The 18,358-nt window shown below is 63.3% G+C and carries 18 protein-coding genes; 9 read left to right on the forward strand and 9 right to left on the reverse strand.

Annotated features, from left to right (window positions below; genetic code table 11):
• The first annotated feature begins 3 nt into the window (after nt 1-3).
• Nucleotides 4-351 (forward strand): antibiotic biosynthesis monooxygenase, encoded by a 348-nt coding sequence (locus YH62_RS12505; protein ID WP_046794557.1) that lies wholly within the window; start codon nt 4-6, stop codon nt 349-351.
• Nucleotides 352-362: 11 nt separating this feature from the next.
• Complete coding sequence (gene hutX, locus YH62_RS12510; RefSeq protein WP_046794558.1) at nt 363-902, forward strand: heme utilization cystosolic carrier protein HutX; 540 nt, start codon at nt 363-365, stop codon at nt 900-902.
• Nucleotides 903-1,038: 136 nt separating this feature from the next.
• On the opposite strand, the gene YH62_RS12515 is transcribed toward hutX, so the two are convergent.
• The 3 genes from YH62_RS12515 to YH62_RS12525 form a co-directional block, all read right to left on the reverse strand.
• Nucleotides 1,039-1,269, reverse strand: coding sequence for a hypothetical protein (locus tag YH62_RS12515; RefSeq protein ID WP_046794559.1), 231 nt, complete (start codon nt 1,267-1,269; stop codon nt 1,039-1,041).
• 18 nt (nt 1,270-1,287) lie between these two features.
• Nucleotides 1,288-2,397 carry a flavodoxin family protein gene (locus tag YH62_RS12520; RefSeq protein WP_046795064.1) on the reverse strand — a complete coding sequence of 370 codons (1,110 nt, stop codon included), beginning with the start codon at nt 2,395-2,397 and terminating at the stop codon, nt 1,288-1,290.
• A gap of 73 nt (nt 2,398-2,470) precedes the next feature.
• On the reverse strand, nt 2,471-2,659 hold the full coding sequence (locus tag YH62_RS12525; RefSeq protein ID WP_046794560.1) for a DUF3008 family protein: 189 nt from the start codon (nt 2,657-2,659) through the stop codon (nt 2,471-2,473).
• A gap of 95 nt (nt 2,660-2,754) precedes the next feature.
• Between YH62_RS12525 and YH62_RS12530 the strand changes: the two genes are divergently transcribed.
• The 3 genes from YH62_RS12530 to YH62_RS12540 all read left to right on the forward strand — a co-directional run bounded on the left by YH62_RS12530 (nt 2,755) and on the right by YH62_RS12540 (nt 4,792).
• Nucleotides 2,755-3,060, forward strand: a complete 306-nt coding sequence (locus tag YH62_RS12530) for a hypothetical protein (protein ID WP_046794561.1) — start codon at nt 2,755-2,757, stop codon at nt 3,058-3,060.
• A 179-nt stretch (nt 3,061-3,239) separates the two neighbouring features.
• The gene (locus YH62_RS12535; protein WP_046795065.1) at nt 3,240-4,019 is read left to right on the forward strand and encodes a nucleotidyltransferase family protein; all 780 of its coding nucleotides are present in this window, start codon (nt 3,240-3,242) and stop codon (nt 4,017-4,019) included.
• Nucleotides 4,016-4,792 carry a metallophosphoesterase gene (locus YH62_RS12540; RefSeq protein ID WP_082118336.1) on the forward strand — a complete coding sequence of 259 codons (777 nt, stop codon included), beginning with the start codon at nt 4,016-4,018 and terminating at the stop codon, nt 4,790-4,792. The genes YH62_RS12535 and YH62_RS12540 overlap by 4 nt, the downstream gene beginning before the upstream one ends.
• Before the next feature lie 146 nt (nt 4,793-4,938).
• On the opposite strand, the gene lpdA is transcribed toward YH62_RS12540, so the two are convergent.
• From lpdA to YH62_RS12560, 4 genes are all read right to left on the reverse strand, one after another.
• The gene (gene lpdA, locus YH62_RS12545; RefSeq protein ID WP_046794562.1) at nt 4,939-6,357 is read right to left on the reverse strand and encodes a dihydrolipoyl dehydrogenase; all 1,419 of its coding nucleotides are present in this window, start codon (nt 6,355-6,357) and stop codon (nt 4,939-4,941) included.
• 15 nt (nt 6,358-6,372) lie between these two features.
• Complete coding sequence (locus YH62_RS12550; protein WP_046794563.1) at nt 6,373-7,677, reverse strand: dihydrolipoamide acetyltransferase family protein; 1,305 nt, start codon at nt 7,675-7,677, stop codon at nt 6,373-6,375.
• Between the two features lies 1 nt (nt 7,678).
• Entirely contained in the window at nt 7,679-8,692 is a 1,014-nt protein-coding gene (locus tag YH62_RS12555; protein WP_046794564.1) for an alpha-ketoacid dehydrogenase subunit beta, read from the reverse strand.
• 177 nt (nt 8,693-8,869) lie between these two features.
• Entirely contained in the window at nt 8,870-10,102 is a 1,233-nt protein-coding gene (locus YH62_RS12560; RefSeq protein WP_046794565.1) for a 3-methyl-2-oxobutanoate dehydrogenase (2-methylpropanoyl-transferring) subunit alpha, read from the reverse strand.
• A 258-nt stretch (nt 10,103-10,360) separates the two neighbouring features.
• Between YH62_RS12560 and treZ the strand changes: the two genes are divergently transcribed.
• The 4 genes from treZ to YH62_RS12585 all read left to right on the forward strand — a co-directional run bounded on the left by treZ (nt 10,361) and on the right by YH62_RS12585 (nt 16,739).
• Nucleotides 10,361-12,172: a malto-oligosyltrehalose trehalohydrolase gene (gene treZ / locus YH62_RS12565; RefSeq protein WP_197082522.1), complete on the forward strand. Its 1,812-nt coding sequence runs from the start codon at nt 10,361-10,363 to the stop codon at nt 12,170-12,172.
• Complete coding sequence (gene treY, locus YH62_RS12570) at nt 12,169-14,700, forward strand: malto-oligosyltrehalose synthase (RefSeq protein ID WP_137326714.1); 2,532 nt, start codon at nt 12,169-12,171, stop codon at nt 14,698-14,700. Before treZ ends, treY begins: the two co-directional genes overlap by 4 nt.
• A 420-nt stretch (nt 14,701-15,120) precedes the next feature.
• Complete coding sequence (locus YH62_RS12580; protein ID WP_052760398.1) at nt 15,121-16,458, forward strand: NAD(P)/FAD-dependent oxidoreductase; 1,338 nt, start codon at nt 15,121-15,123, stop codon at nt 16,456-16,458.
• Nucleotides 16,455-16,739, forward strand: a complete 285-nt coding sequence (locus YH62_RS12585; protein WP_046794568.1) for a hypothetical protein — start codon at nt 16,455-16,457, stop codon at nt 16,737-16,739. The genes YH62_RS12580 and YH62_RS12585 overlap by 4 nt, the downstream gene beginning before the upstream one ends.
• A gap of 37 nt (nt 16,740-16,776) precedes the next feature.
• On the opposite strand, the gene YH62_RS12590 is transcribed toward YH62_RS12585, so the two are convergent.
• On the reverse strand, nt 16,777-17,634 hold the full coding sequence (locus YH62_RS12590; RefSeq protein ID WP_046794569.1) for an SDR family oxidoreductase: 858 nt from the start codon (nt 17,632-17,634) through the stop codon (nt 16,777-16,779).
• Between the two features lie 111 nt (nt 17,635-17,745).
• Nucleotides 17,746-18,171 carry a DUF983 domain-containing protein gene (locus tag YH62_RS12595; RefSeq protein WP_046794570.1) on the reverse strand — a complete coding sequence of 142 codons (426 nt, stop codon included), beginning with the start codon at nt 18,169-18,171 and terminating at the stop codon, nt 17,746-17,748.
• Nucleotides 18,172-18,358: the final 187 nt, after the last annotated feature.

Raw genomic sequence — 18,358 nt, forward strand, 5'->3', positions numbered from 1 at the left:
CCAATGTACATCGCCATGAACCGTTTCCGCGTCGTGCCGGGCTATGAAGAAGCCTTCGAAGCCGTCTGGCGCAGCCGCGAAGGTCGGCTGGCCGAGCTTCCGGGCTATATCGAATTCCACATGCTGAAGGGCCCGAAGGCGGAGGATCACACCCTCTACGCATCCCACACGGTCTGGGAGAGCTACGAGCATTTCCACGCCTGGACTCAGTCGGAACAGTTCCGCGCGGCCCATGCCAAGGCCGGCGAAAACCGCGGCAAGGTCGAATACCTTTCCGGCCCGCATTTCGAGGGTTTCGAAGTCATCATCCATGAAGACAGCAAGGGCGTTCGCCGCGCCGATGCCGCGTGAGGGAAACAGAGATGAACGCAGCCGCTGACATCAAGCCGGGCCACATCAACCCCGATCCGCGCGCCCGCGCGCTCGAAGCCCTCGCCGCCAAGCCGGATGGCGTCGTGGAGGCGATCGCCTCCACCGCCGACGTAACACCTGCCGAAATCCTCGAAATCCTGCCCAAGGGCGCGGCTGTGATCGCCTCCAAGGAAGCCTTCGCGGATATCTGGTCAGAACTGACCACCTGGGGCGAAGTGCTGTTCATCGTCCACACGGACGATATCGTGCTCGAGGCCGAAGGCAGCCTGCCGGCGGGCTCCGAAGCCCATGGCTGGTTCAATATTCACGGCGACAGCCCGATCGGCGGTCATATCAAGAAGGACAATTGCGCCTCGGTGACCTTCGTGGACCGGCCCTTCCACGGCCGCCGCTCCTGTTCCGTCTGGTTCATGAACGAGAAGGGGTCGGCCATGTTCAAGGTCTTCGTCCGCCGTGACGAGAACCGCGAACTGATCACGGAACAGCTTGCGAAGTTCGAGGGCCTGCGCGACCGTTACGCCGCGCTTTGAAAGGAACCGGCCCAGGAAGTTTCTCCCGGGCCGAAAAACCTGAACCATGCCGCCGCGCCGCTGGCGGACCGTTCGCCCTCCCCGTGCGTAACAAGGAAGGTGATCTTGAGTGGCGCGGCGCACTTTTCGTGGCCTCTCAGATCGCCGGCACCCATTTCCAGAAGACGCCTTCCATTCGATCCGGATAATATTTGAACTCGCATTCGAAGCGCCGGCCATAGATTGCCGCGGCCTTCAGCGCGTTTTCGCTCACGGGTTTCATTCCGGTCCCTGGCGCGAACCAGTCCTCGAGAAGATCGTCGGGAATATAGACGCCTACCCGCAAAGGCAGCGCCGTCAGGGTCGCTTCGAGTTCATCCGGCGGCATGATAATCCCTCCTCGTTTTTATTTCGAACGCGGCTCCTTCAGCCCCGCACCGGCGCCGATCCTGTGCCCGGCATGCTTGGCCAGGACCGCCTCCAGGAGCGTGCGCGCGGCGTTGCGAACCTCTTCCTGCATTGCCTGGTCGCGGTCGAGCGCCTCGTGGCTGGTGGCATAGGGCTCCCAGTATCCGATATAGCGGTCCAGTTCCGCAAGCGGTCCCGCCGGCATCAGGTGCATGAAACGCAGCCAATCGGAAAGGCTGCGGCGGACATTCTCAGCACCTTCCACGTCGCCGTGGCTGATGACGGAATAAAGCCGCCCTTCGAGATCCCGCGGATAGTCCCAGCCGCGCATCTCGATTTCCTTGGCTTCCTTGGCGTGCTTGCCATGTGTGGTGGTGGGATCGGGATTGCCGCCATCGGCGCAGACGAGCCGGTCCATCATCAGCTTCACCGGCGAGGAAACCTGATACCAGTTGACCGGCGTGATGATCATGATGCCATGCGCCTCCACCCAGAGCGGATAGATCTCGTTCATCCAGTCGTGAACCTGCCCGAGCGAATAATTCGGATAGCAGGAGCATGGCCAGTGACAGAGCGCCGGGGAGGTTGAAAAACAGGCCTTGCAGGGATGGATATGACGTCCGTATTCGGAAGCGAGCCGGCTCAAATCAAGCACTTCCACCGAAACGTTCTCAGATTGCCTGAAAACTTCCTCCGCCACTTTCACCAGCCGGTAACTCTTCGAAAGTTCGCCGGGACAGGTGTGCTCGCTGCGCGACGAGCCGCTGACCAGCAGGAAGCGGCGCGGACCATGAGTATCCTCATGGCGAGCCGCGGCCGCCTGAACGGCATCGCGGGCGTTCAGCCAGTCGACGGCAAGATCGTAATCGGGATCGGCGAATCCTGGACCGGCCTTGCGCGTCTTCGGGCTCTTGCGGGAATTGTAATAGGCATCCCAGGCGGCATCCGCGATCCGCCCGAGTTCGGCCGAAAGCGGATCGTAGGCCCTGTCCTGGAACTGGTTGAGAAAGCGGCGCTTGAACTCTGCTTCGTCGAGGCGGGGACTCGGGCTTCCCTTGCGGGGTTCAAGGTCATGAGCTTGCGGCGTTTCACCTGAATTTGCAGGCATGGCAATGTCCCGGAACAAGGAAAGGGCGAGCGCCTTCGTAACGCTCGCCCTTTCGTGAAGGTTCCGGCTCCGCTCAATGATGAGCGTTGTGCTCCGGCTTGCCCTTGCGCTTGGTCGAAGCCATGTCGTGCAGCTCCTTTTCGCTCATGGATTTCTCCATGCCTTTCGAAGCGCCCTTGAGCTCGCTCTTCTTGATATCGCCGCGCTTGGCGGCGAGCGCGGCACCGGCCGCCTTCTGCTGTGCCTTGGATTTCGCTGGCATGTCTGCCTCCTCGGATGATTGGCAGGGAATCCAACAGGTGAGAGGGCAGATGGTTCCGGGATAGCCGGAACCACACGCCGGTGCGGGAGGTTCTGGTGATAGTCGCGATCACCGGATCGCGGCAGGAAACCGAAGAAAGGCATGGGATCATGGAACGCAAGGCAAACGATGATCGCGAGAACAATCGTTTCGAGCAGAAGGATCGTCAGCGGGTGGACGACGAATTGCATGCGCAGACGGACATGACCAAACATGAGGCGCAGAAGGAAGCCTCCGAACTCGGCGGCGGCGACACTTACCTCGTCGAGACCGATCTCGATGAGCGGGATCAGCGGGAAGACGAAGACCAGCCCGATGGCCGCGCAAGCCCGATGGCGAATACGGACAATCCGAAGGATTGACCTCGCCGTTCGGTTCTCCCGCCCGAATGGAAATCGGCCGGGCACGGAACCTCCGGCCTTCCCAAGGTGTTCATCTGCGCGGACCAAAGTTTCGGAGATGGCCGATGAATGCCGAAGTCAACGCAGCGCAGAACCTGCCTCGGGAGGGCACAACGCACCCGGTGGAGACCATGCCCGGCATGGAGGTGAAGGCCGCGCCGACCCTCATCGACGCGGAAGCCGAAGCCTTTGTGGCCCAGGCGGTGGAAGATCTGGCCAATTGCCACATCCCCTTCCTGCTCGCCGGCACTTTCGCGATCAGCGCCTATACGGGTATCACCCGGCAGACCAAGGATCTCGACATCTTCTGCAAGGCGGGCGACTACGCCCGCATCCTCGCCCATTTCAAGGAGAAGGGTTACGAGATCGAGGTGGAAGACGACCGCTGGCTCGGCAAGGTCAAGCGGGGCCGCCACTTCTTCGACGTGATCTTCGCCGGCTCGAACGGCACCATGCCGATCAGCGACGCCTGGTTCGAAAACGCCCGCCAGATCGACATGAACGGGCACAAGGTGCGCATCATCGCACCGACCGAGCTCATCTGGTCGAAATGTTTCGTGCAGCTTCGCCACCGCTATGACGGCGGAGACGTGGTGCACATGATCCTGCGCGCCCACGACCAGGTCGACTGGCAGCGGCTGCTCAACCACATGGAAGTGCATTGGGAAGTGCTCCTCATCCACCTTCTGAACTTCCGGTGGATCTATCCGACCGAGCGCGACAAGGTGCCCGACTGGCTGCTCGACGAACTCCTCGACCGCCTGAAAGCACAGCGCGAACTGCCCCTGCCGCAGATGAAGATCTGCCGCGGCCGGATGTTCAGCCGGGTGGATTTCGAGATCGACGTGAAGGAATGGGGCTTTGCCGATGTCGGCGGCGAGGGTGACCTGCGCGAGGACCTGGAAGGAACACTCGCATGAAGAACCCCACGGAAGCGAAGAGCCAAACCGCGAAACCGGAAGCGAGCGAAACGAAAAAGGCGAACGGCAAGCTGAAGATCGCCGCCATGGGCGACCTGCATATCAAGGAACATGGCGGCAATTCCTACAAGGAACTCTTCACCGAAATCTCGCAGTCAGCCGACATCCTGGTGCTGACCGGCGATCTGACCGATCTCGGCAAGCCGAGGGAGGCGGAAATGCTGGCCGCCGATCTGCGCTCCTGCTCCATTCCGGTGGTGGGCGTGCTCGGCAATCACGATTACGAATGCGGACATGTCGAGGAGGTGACGGCGATCATCAAGGATGCCGGCATGCACCTGCTCGAAGGCCAGGCGGTGGAGATCGGCGGCGTCGGCTTTGCCGGCGTGAAGGGTTTCGCCGGCGGCTTCGGCCGCCATATGCTGGGCTCCTTCGGCGAGCCGGCGATCAAGGCCATGGTGGCGGAAAGCGTCGAAGAGACCATGAGGCTCGAAAACGCGCTCCGGCAGGTGCGTTCCGAGCGCGCCATGGTGGTTTTGCATTACGCGCCGATCGTCGAGACGGTGGAAGGAGAGCCGAAGGAAATCTATTGCTTTCTCGGTTCCTCGCGGCTTGCCGAAACCATCGACCGGTTTCCGGTATCGGCCGTGGTGCACGGCCATGCCCATCGCGGCAAATACGCCGGCAAGACGCCTGGTGGAGCGCCGGTCTACAACGTCGCCTCGCATGTCGAGAAGCCCACCGGCCGGCCCTATGCGCTGATCGAGCTGTAGAAGCATCTCCCTATCAAGTGGGAGGTCGTCGCGAAGCGAGGGGTGGGGGTGACAAACTGATCACGGAGCGCTCTTCTTTCCGTCATTCCTGTGACAAGCACAGGGATGACGGTGGGAAAGGCTCCTGCCCTCAGCAACACAACACCTCAAATATGCAGCGCGTGCCCCAATCCCTTCAGCGCCGCCTCCGCGAAAGCCTCCGACTGCGTCGGATGCGCATGGATCGTGCCGGCAATGTCCTCCAGTCGCGCGCCCATCTCGACCGCCAGCGAAAAGGCGGCCGAAAGCTCCGACACCCCTGCCCCGACCGCCTGGATGCCGAGAACCAGATGATTGTCCGCCCGCGCCACGACCCGCACGAAACCGTCCTCCGATGACAGCGTCATGGCCCGACCATTGGCGGTGAACGGGAACTGTCCGATCTTCACTTCGCGGCCGTCCGCCCTCGCTTCCTCCGGCGACAGGCCGACCGAGACGATTTCGGGATCGGTGAAGCAGACGGCCGGGATCGCCCGCTTGTCCCAGCTTCGCCGGTTGCCCGCAACGATTTCCGCCACCATTTCGCCCTGCGCCATGGCCCTGTGCGCCAGCATCGGCTCGCCGGTCACGTCACCGATCGCGTAGATGCCGCGCATGGAGGTGCGGCATTGATCGTCGATGCGAAGATACCGGCCGTCCAGCTCGAGCTCCAATTCCTCGCGGCCCCAGCCCTCGGTGACCGGCTTGCGCCCCACCGTCACGAGCACCTTGTCGGCCGCGATGCGCTTTTCCTGACTGTCTCCGTTTTCGGCAAGCAGGGCTTCTCCATTGGAAGAAAGCCCCTTCACCTTCGTGCCGGTGAAAACTTCGATGCCGAGGGCGGCAAGCCGCTTGGCGACCGGTTGGGTGAGCTGCGTATCATAGAGCGGCAGGATGCGGTCGAGAGCCTCCACGATCGTTACCTTCGCACCGAGCTTGGCAAACGCGATGCCGAGTTCGAGACCGATATAGCCGGCACCGACCACCGCCAGCCTCTGCGGCACCTCCTTCAGCGACAATGCGCCGGTGGATGAGATGACTTTTCCGCCTGACGGCGATTTGGGGCCGCCGAAAGGCAATGCCGGCAGTTCAACCGGCGCCGAGCCGGTGGCGATCACGATGTTTTCCGCCCGAATGACCTGCTGGCCGGTTTCGGTTTCCACCTCCACGGTCTTGCCGTCCCGGAATTTCGCCCGGCCCATGACGATCTTCACGCCGGCTTTCTTCAAGAGGTTCGCGACCCCCATGGTCAGCCGGCCGGTGATGCCGTCCTTCCAGGCCATGGTCTTCGCCAGATCGATCGACGGGCTTTCCGCCTTGATGCCCATGGCGTTCCGACCGGCGGCCATGGCGACGGTCCCGGCATAGTCGTCCGCCGCATGGATCAGCGCCTTGGAGGGAATGCAGCCGATGTTGAGGCAGGTACCGCCGGGCTTTACCATCTCCACGATGACCGTATCGACCCCGAGCTGGCCGGCCCGGATGGCGCATACATAGCCACCCGGACCGGCACCGATGACGAGGAGCTTGCAGGTGATTTCCTTCATTGTTCTTCTCTCACCTCACTCCTCGACGAATATCAGCGCAGGCGTTTCCAGAAGCGCCTTCAGCCGCTGCACGAAGGTCGCCGCATCCCAGCCGTCGATCACCCGATGATCGAAGCTCGACGAGAGGTTCATCATCTTGCGGGGCACGAACTGCGTTCCGTCCCAATGCGGCCGGATCGCCATCTTGTTGACGCCGATGATCGCCACCTCCGGATGGTTGATGACCGGCGTCGAGACGATGCCGCCCATGGCGCCGAGCGAGCTGATGGTGATGGTGGAGCCGGAAAGCTCCTCGCGCAGCGCCGTGCCGTTCTTGGCAGCCTCGCTGAGGCGGCCCACCTCGCGGGCGCAATCGAAGATGTCGCGCGCCTCCGCATGCCGGACGACGGGCACCATGAGGCCGGCTGCCGTCTGTGCCGCAATCCCGATATGCACGCCTCCGAACTGCCGAATGACGCCCGCCTCGTCGTCGTAGTGGGCGTTGATGCCCGGCTGTTCGGCGATCGCCTTCACCGTGGCCCGCATCAGGAAGGGCAGGATGGTGAGCTTCGGCTTGCCGGGCTTCAGATTACCGTTGAGGCGGCCGCGAAGCTCTTCCAGAGCCGTCATGTCCACCTCCTCCACATAGGTGATGTGGGGGATGCGGGATTTGGAAAGCGCCATCTTCTCGGCGATGCGGCGTCGCAGGCCGACGACCTTGATCTCCTCGATCTTCTTGTTCGGCTGCAAACCGGGGGCAATACCCGAGCCGCCCTCGCGACTCAGGAAGGCGTCGATGTCCTCATGGGTGATGCGCCCCGCGGGCCCGCTGCCCGGCACCTGTCGAAGGTCGATGCCCGCTTCCTTCGCCCGCAGGCGGACCGCCGGCGGCGCAAGCGGCCTTTCGCCTTCCGCCCGCGGCGCACCATGCCCGCCATTCCCGTTTTTCACCGCTCCGCCCGCTACCGATTTAGGCGGAATGATCTCCGCTGCCGGCTTCGGCTTTTCCACCGGCGGGGGGGATGTTCTTTCCGGCTCGGGCTTCGGAGCCGGCTCTGCCGGGGAAAGCTCGACCTCAGCGTCCTCTTCTCCGGCCTCACCGGCCGTCCTGATCTTGAGAATCACGGTGCCGGTGGCGATCACGTCGCCGATTTCGCCATGTCGGAAGGTCACCTCGCCTTCCACCGGCGAGGGGATCTCCACCGTCGCCTTGCCGGTCATGACAGCGGCGAGCACCATGTCCTCGCGCACGATATCCCCGACGTTCACATGCCATTCCACGAGTTCGGCTTCGGCAACCCCTTCGCCCACATCGGGCAGCTTGATGATCTTCTCTCCCATCTCAAGCCTCCATCATGTCGCGCAGCGCCTCGCCGATGCGGGCCGGTCCCGGAAAATAATCCCATTCCTGCGCGTGTGGGTAAGGCGTATCCCAGCCGGCGACGCGGATGACCGGCGCCTCCAAGTGGTAGAAGCAATGCTCCTGCACCAGCGACACGAGCTCCGCGCCATAGCCGGAGGTAAGCGTCGCCTCGTGCACCACCATGCAGCGGCCGGTCTTCTTCACCGATTGCACGATCGTCTCCAGATCGAGCGGCAGGAGGGTTCGAAGATCGATCACCTCGGCGTCTATACCGGTCTCCTCGGCCGTCGTCTGCGCCACATGCACCATGGTGCCGTAGGCGAGCACCGTGACGGCGGAACCCTCGCGCCGCACCACTGCCTTGCCGAGCGGCACGGCGTAATGATCCTCCGGCACCTCGCCGAGCGAATGGCCGGCCCAGGATGTGACGGGGCGGTCGTGGTGCCCGTCGAACGGACCGTTATAGAGCCGTTTCGGCTCCAGGAAGATGACCGGATCGGGGTTCTCGATCGCCGAGATCAGCAGCCCCTTGGCGTCATAAGGATTGGACGGCACCACCACCTGCAGCCCGCAGACATGGGTGAACAGCGCCTCCGGGCTCTGGCTGTGCGTCTGCCCGCCGAAAATGCCGCCGCCTGTCGGCATGCGCACCACCATGGGGCAGGTGAATTCCCCGTTCGAACGGTAGCGCAGCCGCGCCGCCTCCTGCGTGAGCTGGTCATAGGCCGGATACATGTAGTCGGCGAACTGGATCTCGATACAGGGTTTCAGGCCATAGGCCGCCATGCCGATCGCCGCGCCGACGATGCCGGATTCGGAAATCGGCGCGTCGAAACAGCGCGTCCTGCCGTATTTCTGCTGGAGCCCCTGCGTGCAGCGGAAGACGCCACCGAAATAGCCGACATCCTCGCCGAACACGACCACGTTCTCGTCGCGCGCCATCGAAACGTCCATGGCGCTGCGGATAGCCTCGATCATCGTCATGCGCGCCATGGGGAGACCTCCGATGCGGCAACGCCCCCTCTGGCCTGCCGGCCATCTCCCCCACAAGGGGGGAGAAGACAAGCGGCGCTGCCTCGGCCCCAATCTGCCGTGGTTGCGGCTGGGTTAACCCCTCCCCCTTGTGGGGAGGGGTTGGGGAGGGGTCTTCCAAGAATGATGACGGCCATATCACACCCCCGCCTGTTGGCGCTGACGCTTCAGATGCGGCGGCATTTCCGCATAGACGCCCTCGAACATGTCGCGCATCGAAGGCCTGCCGCCGGAATGCAGCGTGCCATGCCGCTCCGCCTCCTTCTGGGCGGCGACGACGGTATCGCGGATTTCCGCCTCCGCCTGTTTGTGACGCTCCTCGCTCCAGGCGCCGATGCGGATCAGGTGGTTCTTGAGCCTGATGACGGGATCGCCGAGCGGCCAGGCTTCCGACTCCTCCTTCGGGCGATAGGCGGAGGGATCGTCGGAGGTGGAATGCGCGCCAACGCGATAGGTCACGTATTCAATCAGTGTCGGGCCGATATTCTGCCGCGCCCGCTCCGCTGCCCATTTGGCGACCGCGTGCACGGCGAGATAATCGTTGCCGTCCACCCGCAGCGAAGGCAGGCCATAGCCGAGCCCTCTTGCGGCGAACGTTCCGGAGCCACCCCTAGCAACGCCCTGGAAGGTGGAGATGGCCCATTGGTTGTTGACCACATTGAGGATGACCGGCGCGCGGTAGGTGGAGGCGAAGACCAGCGCGGTATGGAAATCCGATTCCGCGGTGGAACCGTCGCCGATCCAGCCCGCTGCGATCTTGGTATCTTGTCTGATGGCCGATGCCATCGCCCAGCCGACCGCCTGGATATATTGGGTCGCAAGATTGCCGGAGACGGTGAAGAAGCCATGTTCCCTAGCCGAATAGAGAACCGGCAACTGCCGCCCTTTCAGGGGATCGGCATCGTTGGAATAGATCTGGTTCATCATGTCGACCATCGGATAGCCGCCGGCGATCAGCAGCCCCGCCTGCCGATAGGTCGGGAAATTCATGTCCCCCGGCTCGAGCGCCCGCTGGAATGCGCAGGAAACCGCCTCTTCGCCGAGATGCTGCATGTAGAAGGAGGTCTTACCCTGCCGCTGCGCCGTCAGCATCCGCGCATCGAAGCTGCGCAAAAGCATCATGTGCCTCAGGCCTTCCAGAAGCTCTTCCGTGGTCAGCGTTCCAGCCCAGGGGCCGACAGCCTCTCCTTCCCGGTTCAGCACGCGGATGATGGAAAAGGCGAGATCGCGAATGGTTTCCGGGTCTGCATCGACCTCCGGCCGCCGCACCGAACCGGCCTTTGGAATGGTGACCTTGGAAAAATCGGGCTTGTCGCCCGGACGCACCTCAGGCTCCGGCACATGCAGGCTGAGCCTCTGTCCATCCCTCATGCGTTTCTCCTCCCAAAGAACCGATGAAATGAAGCGCTTCCTCCTCGAAAGCACCTGTTTTTAATCTAGGACGGGTCGTGCTTTCCGGCAATTTCCTTCCCTGATGTCTACTTGCGAATAATTGCGCGGCTGAGCAATTTTCTTTCGCCCCATCCCCATCTGGCTCTTCCGCGTGCCGAATCACCGCTTCGGGCAGATGGAACCACAAACCGCCGTGAGCCGTTTGGCCCTCACTTGAGACGATGGGGCTGGCCAATCATGTCCGCAATGAGCACATTCAGCGAATTCCGGGCCTTTCCGAAGACGTGGGGCTGCGAATTCGTCGCCGCCGGCGAAGCCGCCTTCCGGTTGTGGGCGCCCGGACAGGCAGCGCTCTACCTGCGCCTCAACGACCGCGAAACGCCGATGACCCGCAGCGATGACGGCTGGTTCGAGCTGCTCGCGGCCGGCATCGAGCCCGGAACGGAATATGCCTATGTGCTCCCCAGCGGAATGGCGCTTCCCGATCCCGCCTCGCGCGGCCAGAAGGAGAGCGTGACCGGCCCATCCCTGGTGATCGACCCCACCTCCTATCAATGGCGGAACCTCGACTGGCAGGGCCGGCGCTGGGAAGAGGCGGTGATCTACGAGCTGCATGTCGGCACCTTTACGCCCGAAGGTACCTTCCGCGCCGCGATCGAGCGCCTGTCGCACCTCGCCGCACTCGGCATCACAGCCATCGAAGTGATGCCGATCGGCCATTTCGCCGGCGCACGCGGCTGGGGTTACGACGGCGCGCTCATCTACGCCCCGCATGCCGCCTACGGCGCACCGGAGGATTTCAAGGCTTTCGTCGATGCCGCCCACGGACATGGGCTGATGGTCCTGGTCGACGTGGTCCACAACCATTTCGGACCGGAAGGGAATTTCCTGCCGCTTCTGGCTCCCGATTTCTTCCATCCCGAAAAGCACACGCCCTGGGGCGCGGCGATCGCCTACGAGAACGATCCGGTGCGCCGTTTCTTCGTGGAGAACGCTCTCTACTGGCTGGAGGAATTCCACCTCGACGGCCTCCGTTTCGATGCGATCGACCAGATCGAGGACCCGTCCGAAAAGCACATCATGGTCGAGATCGCCGAGCACATCCGCGCCGAATTCGGCGACCGCCACATCCATCTGGCCACCGAGGATTCGCGCAACCTCACTTTTCTGCACGAGCGGGATGAGCAAGGGCGCGTGAAGCTCTTCACCGGCGAGTGGAACGACGACTTCCACAACGCCATGCATGTGCTCGCGACCGGTGAGACAGACGGCTATTACCGCGATTTTGCCGATAGCCCGGAGAAGCTCGCGGCACGCGCGCTCGCCGAGGGTTTCGCCTACCAGGGCGAGGTCACGGTGCGGACCGGAAAACCCCGCGGCGTGCCGAGCGCGGCGCAGCCGCCGACCGCTTTCGTGGATTTCATCCAGAACCACGACCAGGTCGGCAACCGGGCGCATGGCGAGCGCCTTCTTTCCCTCGCCGGCAAGGACAAGGTGAAGGCGCTGACGGCCGCCCTTCTCCTCTCGCCCCACATCCCGCTCATGTTCATGGGTGAGGAATACGGGGAAACGACCCCCTTCCTCTTCTTCACCGATTTCCACGGTGATCTCGCCAAAGCCGTGCGCGAGGGAAGGCAGAAGGAATTCGAAGGCCATAATGGTCACGGAGAAGAGACCGTTCCGGACCCGAATGCGAAGACGACCTTTCTCGACTCCAGGCTCGATTGGAGCAAGGCCGAAAATGACGAAGGCCGCGAATGGCTGAAATTCACCCGCGAACTCCTCTCCGCCCGCAGGAGGTTCATCGTGCCGCTCATCGGTTCGGCGGCAGGCAATAGCGGCCGCGTTCTCGCCACCTCCAGCCGGTTCATCGCCGTCTCATGGAGCTTCCCGGCGGGCCGCCTGCACATGGCGATAAATCTCGGCGAGGAGGCCCGCTCAGCGCCTGGCCTCAAGGGACAGCTCGTATGGGGCGAGCCCGTCGATGGCGGCGCGGTGCCGCCGAAGGCGGTGCTCGTCCGCCTCGAAGCGGCCGGAGGCGGGCCGTGATCCCGCCGCTCGCCACCTACCGCATCCAGTTCCGTAACGGCATGACCTTCAACCGTGCGGCAGCGCTGGTGCCCTATCTGAAACGCCTCGGCATCAGCCATCTCTACGCTTCGCCGATCTTCTCGGCCGTCAGCGGCTCGACCCATGGTTATGACGTGACGGATGCGAACGAGATCGACCCCGCGATTGGCGGGCGAGAGGGGTTCGATCGGCTTTCGGATGCGCTGAAGACCGCCGGGCTCGGCCTCATCCTCGATATCGTGCCGAACCATATGGCCGCCTCGCTCGAAAATCCCTGGTGGCGCAGCGTCGTGGAGCTCGGCGAGGCGAGCCCCTATGCCCGCCATTTCGATATCGACTGGAGCCGGCGGCTCACCCTGCCCGTCCTGGCCGAGACGTTCGAGAAGGTGCTGGAAAGGGGCGATCTCTCGGTTAGGCCCGATCCCAGGACGGGCAAGCCGGCACTTGCCTACCAAGGCACCTGCTATCCGCTGACGCCGTCGAGCTATGCGGGACGGGAGGCGGAAGTGCTGGCCACCACCGCGCCCGACGCCATCGCCGGTTTGCACGACCTGCAGCCCTGGCGCCTCATCCCGTGGCGCGATGCGTCGCGCGAGCTCAGCTATCGTCGCTTTTTCGAAATCACCAGCCTCGTGGGCATGCGGGTCGAGGATGGCCGGGTGTTCGATGACATGCACCACACCGTGCTGGAACTCGTCCGCACCGGCCGCGTCGATGGACTCAGGATCGATCATGTGGACGGCCTTGCCGATCCCAAGGCCTATCTCGAACGGCTGCGGCACGAGGTCGGGCCGGATATCTATATCGTGGTCGAAAAGATCCTCGGCGAGGGTGAACATCTGCCCGCCGACTGGCCGGTCTCCGGCACGACCGGATATGAACTCATCTCCGCCCTTGCCGATGTCTTCGTCGACGGCCGCAAAGCCGGAAAGCTGACGGATGCCTATACCCGCACGTCAGGAAGTCCCGTTGATGTGGCGGAGGAGCTTCGCCAGGCCAAACTGCTGATGGTCAACAACAATTTCGCTGGGGAGTTTGCCGCCCTGCTGCGCATGGCCGTACAGATCCAGCGGGCCGAGGACTGGGAAGCGCCGCTTGTGGAGGATAGTCTGGAAACTGCGCTGCGCGAGCTTCTGGTCGCCTTTCCCGTCTACCGCACCTATGGCACGAAGGCCGGCCTTTCGCCGGCCGATCGCAAGCTCCTCGCAAAGGTGCTCGACCAGGTGAGGACCCGCTCCATCACCACGTGCCGCAACGCGCTGGCTTTCCTGGAACGCATCCTGATCGGCGATGTCGAACCTCCGCTTGCCGCAAAGGCGGCCCTCTTCCGTAGCCGCTTTCAGCAATTGACCGGGCCGCTGATGGCGAAATCGGTGGAAGACACGCTTTTCTTCCGCCATCACCGGCTGCTCGCGCTGAACGAGGTGGGAAACGAGCCGCTTCCCAGATCCTCTAACATCGAGCACTTCCACCGCCGCATGGAAACCAGGCGGGGACGCGTGCCGCTTTCGCTTTCGGCAACCTCCACGCATGACACCAAGCGCGGGGAGGATGCCCGTGCGCGGCTCTATGCCATCAGCGAAGCGCCCGAAGCCTGGGCCGAGGCCGTGGAGCGATGGCGCGGCATGCACCGGCATCTCGTACGGGAGCTGAAGGGCGGCCCCGCTCCGGAGCCCGAATTGGAATGGATGCTCTATCAGGCGCTTGCCGGCGTCTGGCCGGCGGACCTGTCGGTGGACGAACCCGAGGAATTGGAAGCACTTGAGGAGCGTTTCCTCGCCTATGTCGAGAAGGCTTTGCGTGAAGGAAAGCTGCGCACGAGCTGGAACGATATCGATCCGGACTATGAGCAGGCGGTGACCGGCTATGCCCGGGGATTTTTCTCCTCAGAGGCTTTTCTCGCGGATTTCACCGGCACGCTGCAGCCCTTCATCCGGGCCGGTCTGGCGAATGGTCTCAGCCAAGCCATCCTCAAGCTCACGGCACCCGGCGTGCCCGACATCTACCAGGGAAGCGAAGCGCTGGATTTCAGCCTCGTCGATCCCGATAACCGCCGCGAGCCGGATTTCCGGCGTTTGGAAACCTGGCTGACGGCGAACGATGCCCCAAGCTTCACCCAGGAAGACGATTGGCGAAGCGGCAGGCTCAAGCAGCACGTCATCGCAACGCTGCTGCACCTCAGACAGGAGAAACCGCAACTCTTCCTGGAGAGAGCCTATCTGCCCCTGCGGCCATCCGGTATGCGGGAGGCGGACATCGTCGCGTTTGCGAGAGCGGACGAAGCGGACGCGCTGATCGTGATCCTTCCCCACCTGATCTTCGCCGCCTTCCATGACGGTCTGCCGCGACCCGACTATTGGGCGGATACGCAGATCACGCTTCCGCCGTCTCTTGCGATCCGATCCTACCGGGAGATATTCACCGGCGAGGAATTTACCGGCTCCGTGCCGATCGTCATCGGCCTTGCCTTCGGCCAGCACCCTTTCGCCGTCCTCGCCGCACGGTGAACTTAAAAATGAAAGAGGCGCCGATCGAGGGAACCCGGCGCCTCTTATTCCTCCTCCGGCAGCCAGCCGATCAGCCGAAGCCCAGCAACGACAGAACTGCAAGAACGATGACCACGGCTCCGACGAGCCAGATGATGCTGTTCATGGCTGCCTCCTTTCTATCCAAGAGGTTCGTGGGCGACGGACCCGGCACCTCCGGCATTCGGCCTCACGCGAAGCCGACCAGGTTCAGGATCGCAATGACGATGACGATCGCGCCAACCAACCAGACGATGCTGTTCATGACTTCTCTCCTTGTCTGTTGTGGGAATGAACGGCGGGGTCAACGAAAGGTTCCGGGCTTGAGGTGAACGGAACTTTTAGCCAGAGTGGAATGTTGAAAGGCATCACGGGCGATGCCGTGCTCGAGGCGGGGACAGGATGACTGGCGAGATCACGACCATCGAGACACTCGATCAACCGGACGAAAAGACCGGCGCTCCGCGCGTGGTGATCGTCGGGGCCGGCTTCGGCGGGCTCGCTGCGGCGCGCGAGCTCGGCAATACCGATATCGACGTCACGGTCATCGACCGTCGCAACCACAATCTCTTTCAGCCGCTGCTCTATCAGGTGGCGACCGCCGCCCTTTCACCGGCCGATATTGCCGAGCCGATTCGGCGAACGCTGGGCCGCTTTCACAATATCAAGGTCATGCTGGCCGAGGTGACGGGCATAGATACCGCCGCCAAGACGGTCCATCTCGATTACGGCGCCGACGTCGCCTATGACCGGCTGGTCGTCGCCACCGGCTCGGAATACAACTATTTCGGCCATGAGGATTGGCGCGCCGCGGCACCAGGGCTGAAGACCATTCACGAGGCGCGGCTGATCCGGCAGCGTTTGCTTCTCGCTTTCGAAAAGGCCGAACTCAGCCAGGATCCGGAGGAGAAGAAGGCCCTTCTGACCAGCATCATCATCGGCGGCGGCCCGACCGGGGTCGAGATGGCGGGCGCCATTGCCGAACTCGGCCGCTTCATGATCAGCCGGGATTTCCGCAAGCTGGAGCCGGACCATATGCGGGTCATCCTGATCGAGGCTGGGCCGCGCATCCTTTCCGCCTTTCCCGAGAGCCTGGTGGCCTATGCTCAGCGTGCGTTGGAAAAGATGGGCGTGGAGGTAATGACCAATCTTCCGGTCGAATCCGTCAGCAAGGATGAGGTGGTGGCCGGCCCGCATCGCTTCCGTACCGGCTGCGTCATCTGGGGCGCGGGGGTGAAGGCCTCGCCGGCGGCGGGCTGGCTCGGCATAGAGGGCAAGGCTGGCGGGCGCATTCCCGTCGAGCCCGATCTTTCCATTGCCGGTCACCCGGATATCTATGCGATAGGCGATACCGCCCTCGGGCTGAGCGACGACGGCAAGCCCCTGCCGGCGCTCGCCCAGGTCGCCAAGCAGCAGGGCGGCTATATCGGCAAGGCGCTGCGGCGCAAGCTCCTGGACGGAAAGGACAGCCCACCCTTCCGTTTCAACAATCGCGGCAATACGGCCGTCGTCGGCCATAAGGCGGCGATCTTCGACTTCGGAACCTGGCGGCTCAAGGGAAGGATCGCCTGGTACCTGTGGGCACTCGTCCACGTCTATCTGCTGGTCAATTTCGAAAAACGCCTGCTCGTCAGCACTCAATGGGCCTGGCGCTATGTCAGCCGCCAGCGCGGCGCCCGGCTGATCGACGAGAACGCCGCATCCTTCGTGCCGTCTTCCACACAAAGGACCGAGACATGAACACCGCAAACCCACAGCTCGAAGGGCTTTACCTGGCGGTCGCCGCCATCAACCGCCTGTTGGTGGAGAAGGGGCTGGCCACCCATCAGGATATTCACGAAGCGCTGCAGGGCGCCGAGCAGACGGTCCTTTCCGATGCCGGACAGCTGACCATCTCCGCCTCGCACCAGAAGGCCGTCGCCTTCCCGATACGCTTCCTGATGCTCGCCAACGAAATGGCCGAAAAGGGCGGCGACTGTCAGTTCGAACCTCTGGCAAGGGAAATCGGCCGCCGGACGTAACGGCGGCGCGAGGTTCACGCCAGCGGCTCCACCGGGCTCAGAGGATCGGCTTGCCTCCGGTGACCGCGATGGTCGCTCCGGATACGTAGCTCGACAGCGGATCGGCGAGCATCACATATGCGGTCGCGAGTTCCGCCGGCTGGCCCGGCCTCTTCATCGGCACCTGCTTGCCGAAATTGCTAACCGTGTCTTCCGGCAAGGTCGAGGGGATAAGGGGCGTCCAGATCGGGCCGGGCGCGACCGCATTGGCGCGGATGCCCTTCTCCGCCAGAAGCTGCGCCAACCCCGCCGTGAAGTTCTGGATGGCGCCCTTGGTGGTCGCATAGGCGAGCAGCGTCGGGTTCGGAGTGTCCGAATTGATCGACGCCGTATTGATGATCGCGCTACCGGGCTTCATGTGCGGCACGGCGGCCTTGGTAAGATAGAACATCGCATGGATGTTCACCTTGAAGGTCAGCTCCCACTCCTCGTCGGCAATATCCTCGATCGACTTGAACGTCGCCTGATGGGCCGCGTTGTTGACGAGGACGTCGATACCGCCGAGTTCCTTGACCGCCTTGTCGACGATCGCCCGGCAATGGGCCGGGTCCTGGATATCGCCCCGCACGAGCACCGCCTTGCGGCCCGCCTCCTCGACCACACGCTTGGTATCCTCGGCGTCCTCATCCTCGGCGAGATAGGAGATCAGGAGATCGGCGCCCTCGCGGGCATAGGCGATCGCGACTGCCCGGCCGATGCCGCTGTCGCCGCCGGTGATCACCGCCTTCTTGCCGGCAAGCCTGCCCGATCCGCGATAGGAACGCTCGCCGTGATCCGGCACCGGGTCCATCCGGCCGGTAAAGCCCGGCATCGGCTGCTGCTGTTCGGGAAAGGGCGGGCTGGGATAGTTCGCCATGGCGGCATCCTCCGTGGGCTGGTGGAATGAAGATGGCTCCCCAACCCGCTTGCGCCGCCGAATGTTCCATAGGCGAGGCCATGCCGAACGCCCCGGACGGCCGGCTTCCCGTCAGCTACGGCTTGCCGGAGGGCGCGTTTCGTCGCCGGCGGCAGTCGTCCCGCGATCGAGCTTGCCCTGCTCTGCCTTGTAGAAATACTGGCTCGCCACCAGCCAGCCCTTGAGCGGCCTCAAGGGCAGGATGCAGGTCGCAAGCATGAACGGCACCGAGATCAGCAGATGAACCCAGAAAGGCGGCTGGAACGCCAATTCCAGCCATACCGCGAGCGCCATGCTCGGCACGCAGGCGAAGCACAGCACGAAGAAGGCCGGCCCGTCGGCGGGATCGGCAAAAGAATAGTCGAGGCCGCAGGCTTCGCACCGGGGGCGCAGCTTGAGGAAGCCATCGAAAAGATGTCCCTGGCCGCAGCGCGGGCAACGCCCCCGCACGCCGGTGCTGTAGGGCGAAAGCGGCGCCCATTTCGCTTCATCTGCCATGACGTCCGCCTTTCGTGACCCGACGCGATAAATTCATGCCCGCGATATCGCTCAATCCGCCTCGGCGGCAAGCGGTTCCACCGCCGTGCTTCACTCTGCCGCGCCCCGCATTGTTCGCTTCCGGAACCATTTTAACCGCCCTCCGTTCAAACCTTGTACATCGCTTGAGAAAATCCCGGCAAAGGGA

This window comes from Rhizobium sp. LC145 (assembly GCF_001005825.1).
Lineage (GTDB): Bacteria > Pseudomonadota > Alphaproteobacteria > Rhizobiales > Rhizobiaceae > Neorhizobium.

Coding starts and splice junctions, on each gene's coding strand:
- YH62_RS12595 (WP_046794570.1), bottom strand. CDS start 18,171: ATGGCAGATGAAGCGAAATGGGCGCCGCTTTCGCCCTACAGCACCGGC.
- YH62_RS12505 (WP_046794557.1), top strand. CDS start 4: ATGTACATCGCCATGAACCGTTTCCGCGTCGTGCCGGGCTATGAAGAA.
- YH62_RS12590 (WP_046794569.1), bottom strand. CDS start 17,634: ATGGCGAACTATCCCAGCCCGCCCTTTCCCGAACAGCAGCAGCCGATG.
- YH62_RS12515 (WP_046794559.1), bottom strand. CDS start 1,269: ATGCCGCCGGATGAACTCGAAGCGACCCTGACGGCGCTGCCTTTGCGG.
- treZ (WP_197082522.1), top strand. CDS start 10,361: ATGTCCGCAATGAGCACATTCAGCGAATTCCGGGCCTTTCCGAAGACG.
- YH62_RS12520 (WP_046795064.1), bottom strand. CDS start 2,397: ATGCCTGCAAATTCAGGTGAAACGCCGCAAGCTCATGACCTTGAACCC.
- lpdA (WP_046794562.1), bottom strand. CDS start 6,357: ATGAAGGAAATCACCTGCAAGCTCCTCGTCATCGGTGCCGGTCCGGGT.
- YH62_RS12550 (WP_046794563.1), bottom strand. CDS start 7,677: ATGGGAGAGAAGATCATCAAGCTGCCCGATGTGGGCGAAGGGGTTGCC.
- YH62_RS12560 (WP_046794565.1), bottom strand. CDS start 10,102: ATGAGGGATGGACAGAGGCTCAGCCTGCATGTGCCGGAGCCTGAGGTG.
- YH62_RS12525 (WP_046794560.1), bottom strand. CDS start 2,659: ATGCCAGCGAAATCCAAGGCACAGCAGAAGGCGGCCGGTGCCGCGCTC.
- YH62_RS12535 (WP_046795065.1), top strand. CDS start 3,240: ATGGAGGTGAAGGCCGCGCCGACCCTCATCGACGCGGAAGCCGAAGCC.
- YH62_RS12585 (WP_046794568.1), top strand. CDS start 16,455: ATGAACACCGCAAACCCACAGCTCGAAGGGCTTTACCTGGCGGTCGCC.
- YH62_RS12580 (WP_052760398.1), top strand. CDS start 15,121: ATGACTGGCGAGATCACGACCATCGAGACACTCGATCAACCGGACGAA.
- hutX (WP_046794558.1), top strand. CDS start 363: ATGAACGCAGCCGCTGACATCAAGCCGGGCCACATCAACCCCGATCCG.
- YH62_RS12540 (WP_082118336.1), top strand. CDS start 4,016: ATGAAGAACCCCACGGAAGCGAAGAGCCAAACCGCGAAACCGGAAGCG.
- YH62_RS12555 (WP_046794564.1), bottom strand. CDS start 8,692: ATGGCGCGCATGACGATGATCGAGGCTATCCGCAGCGCCATGGACGTT.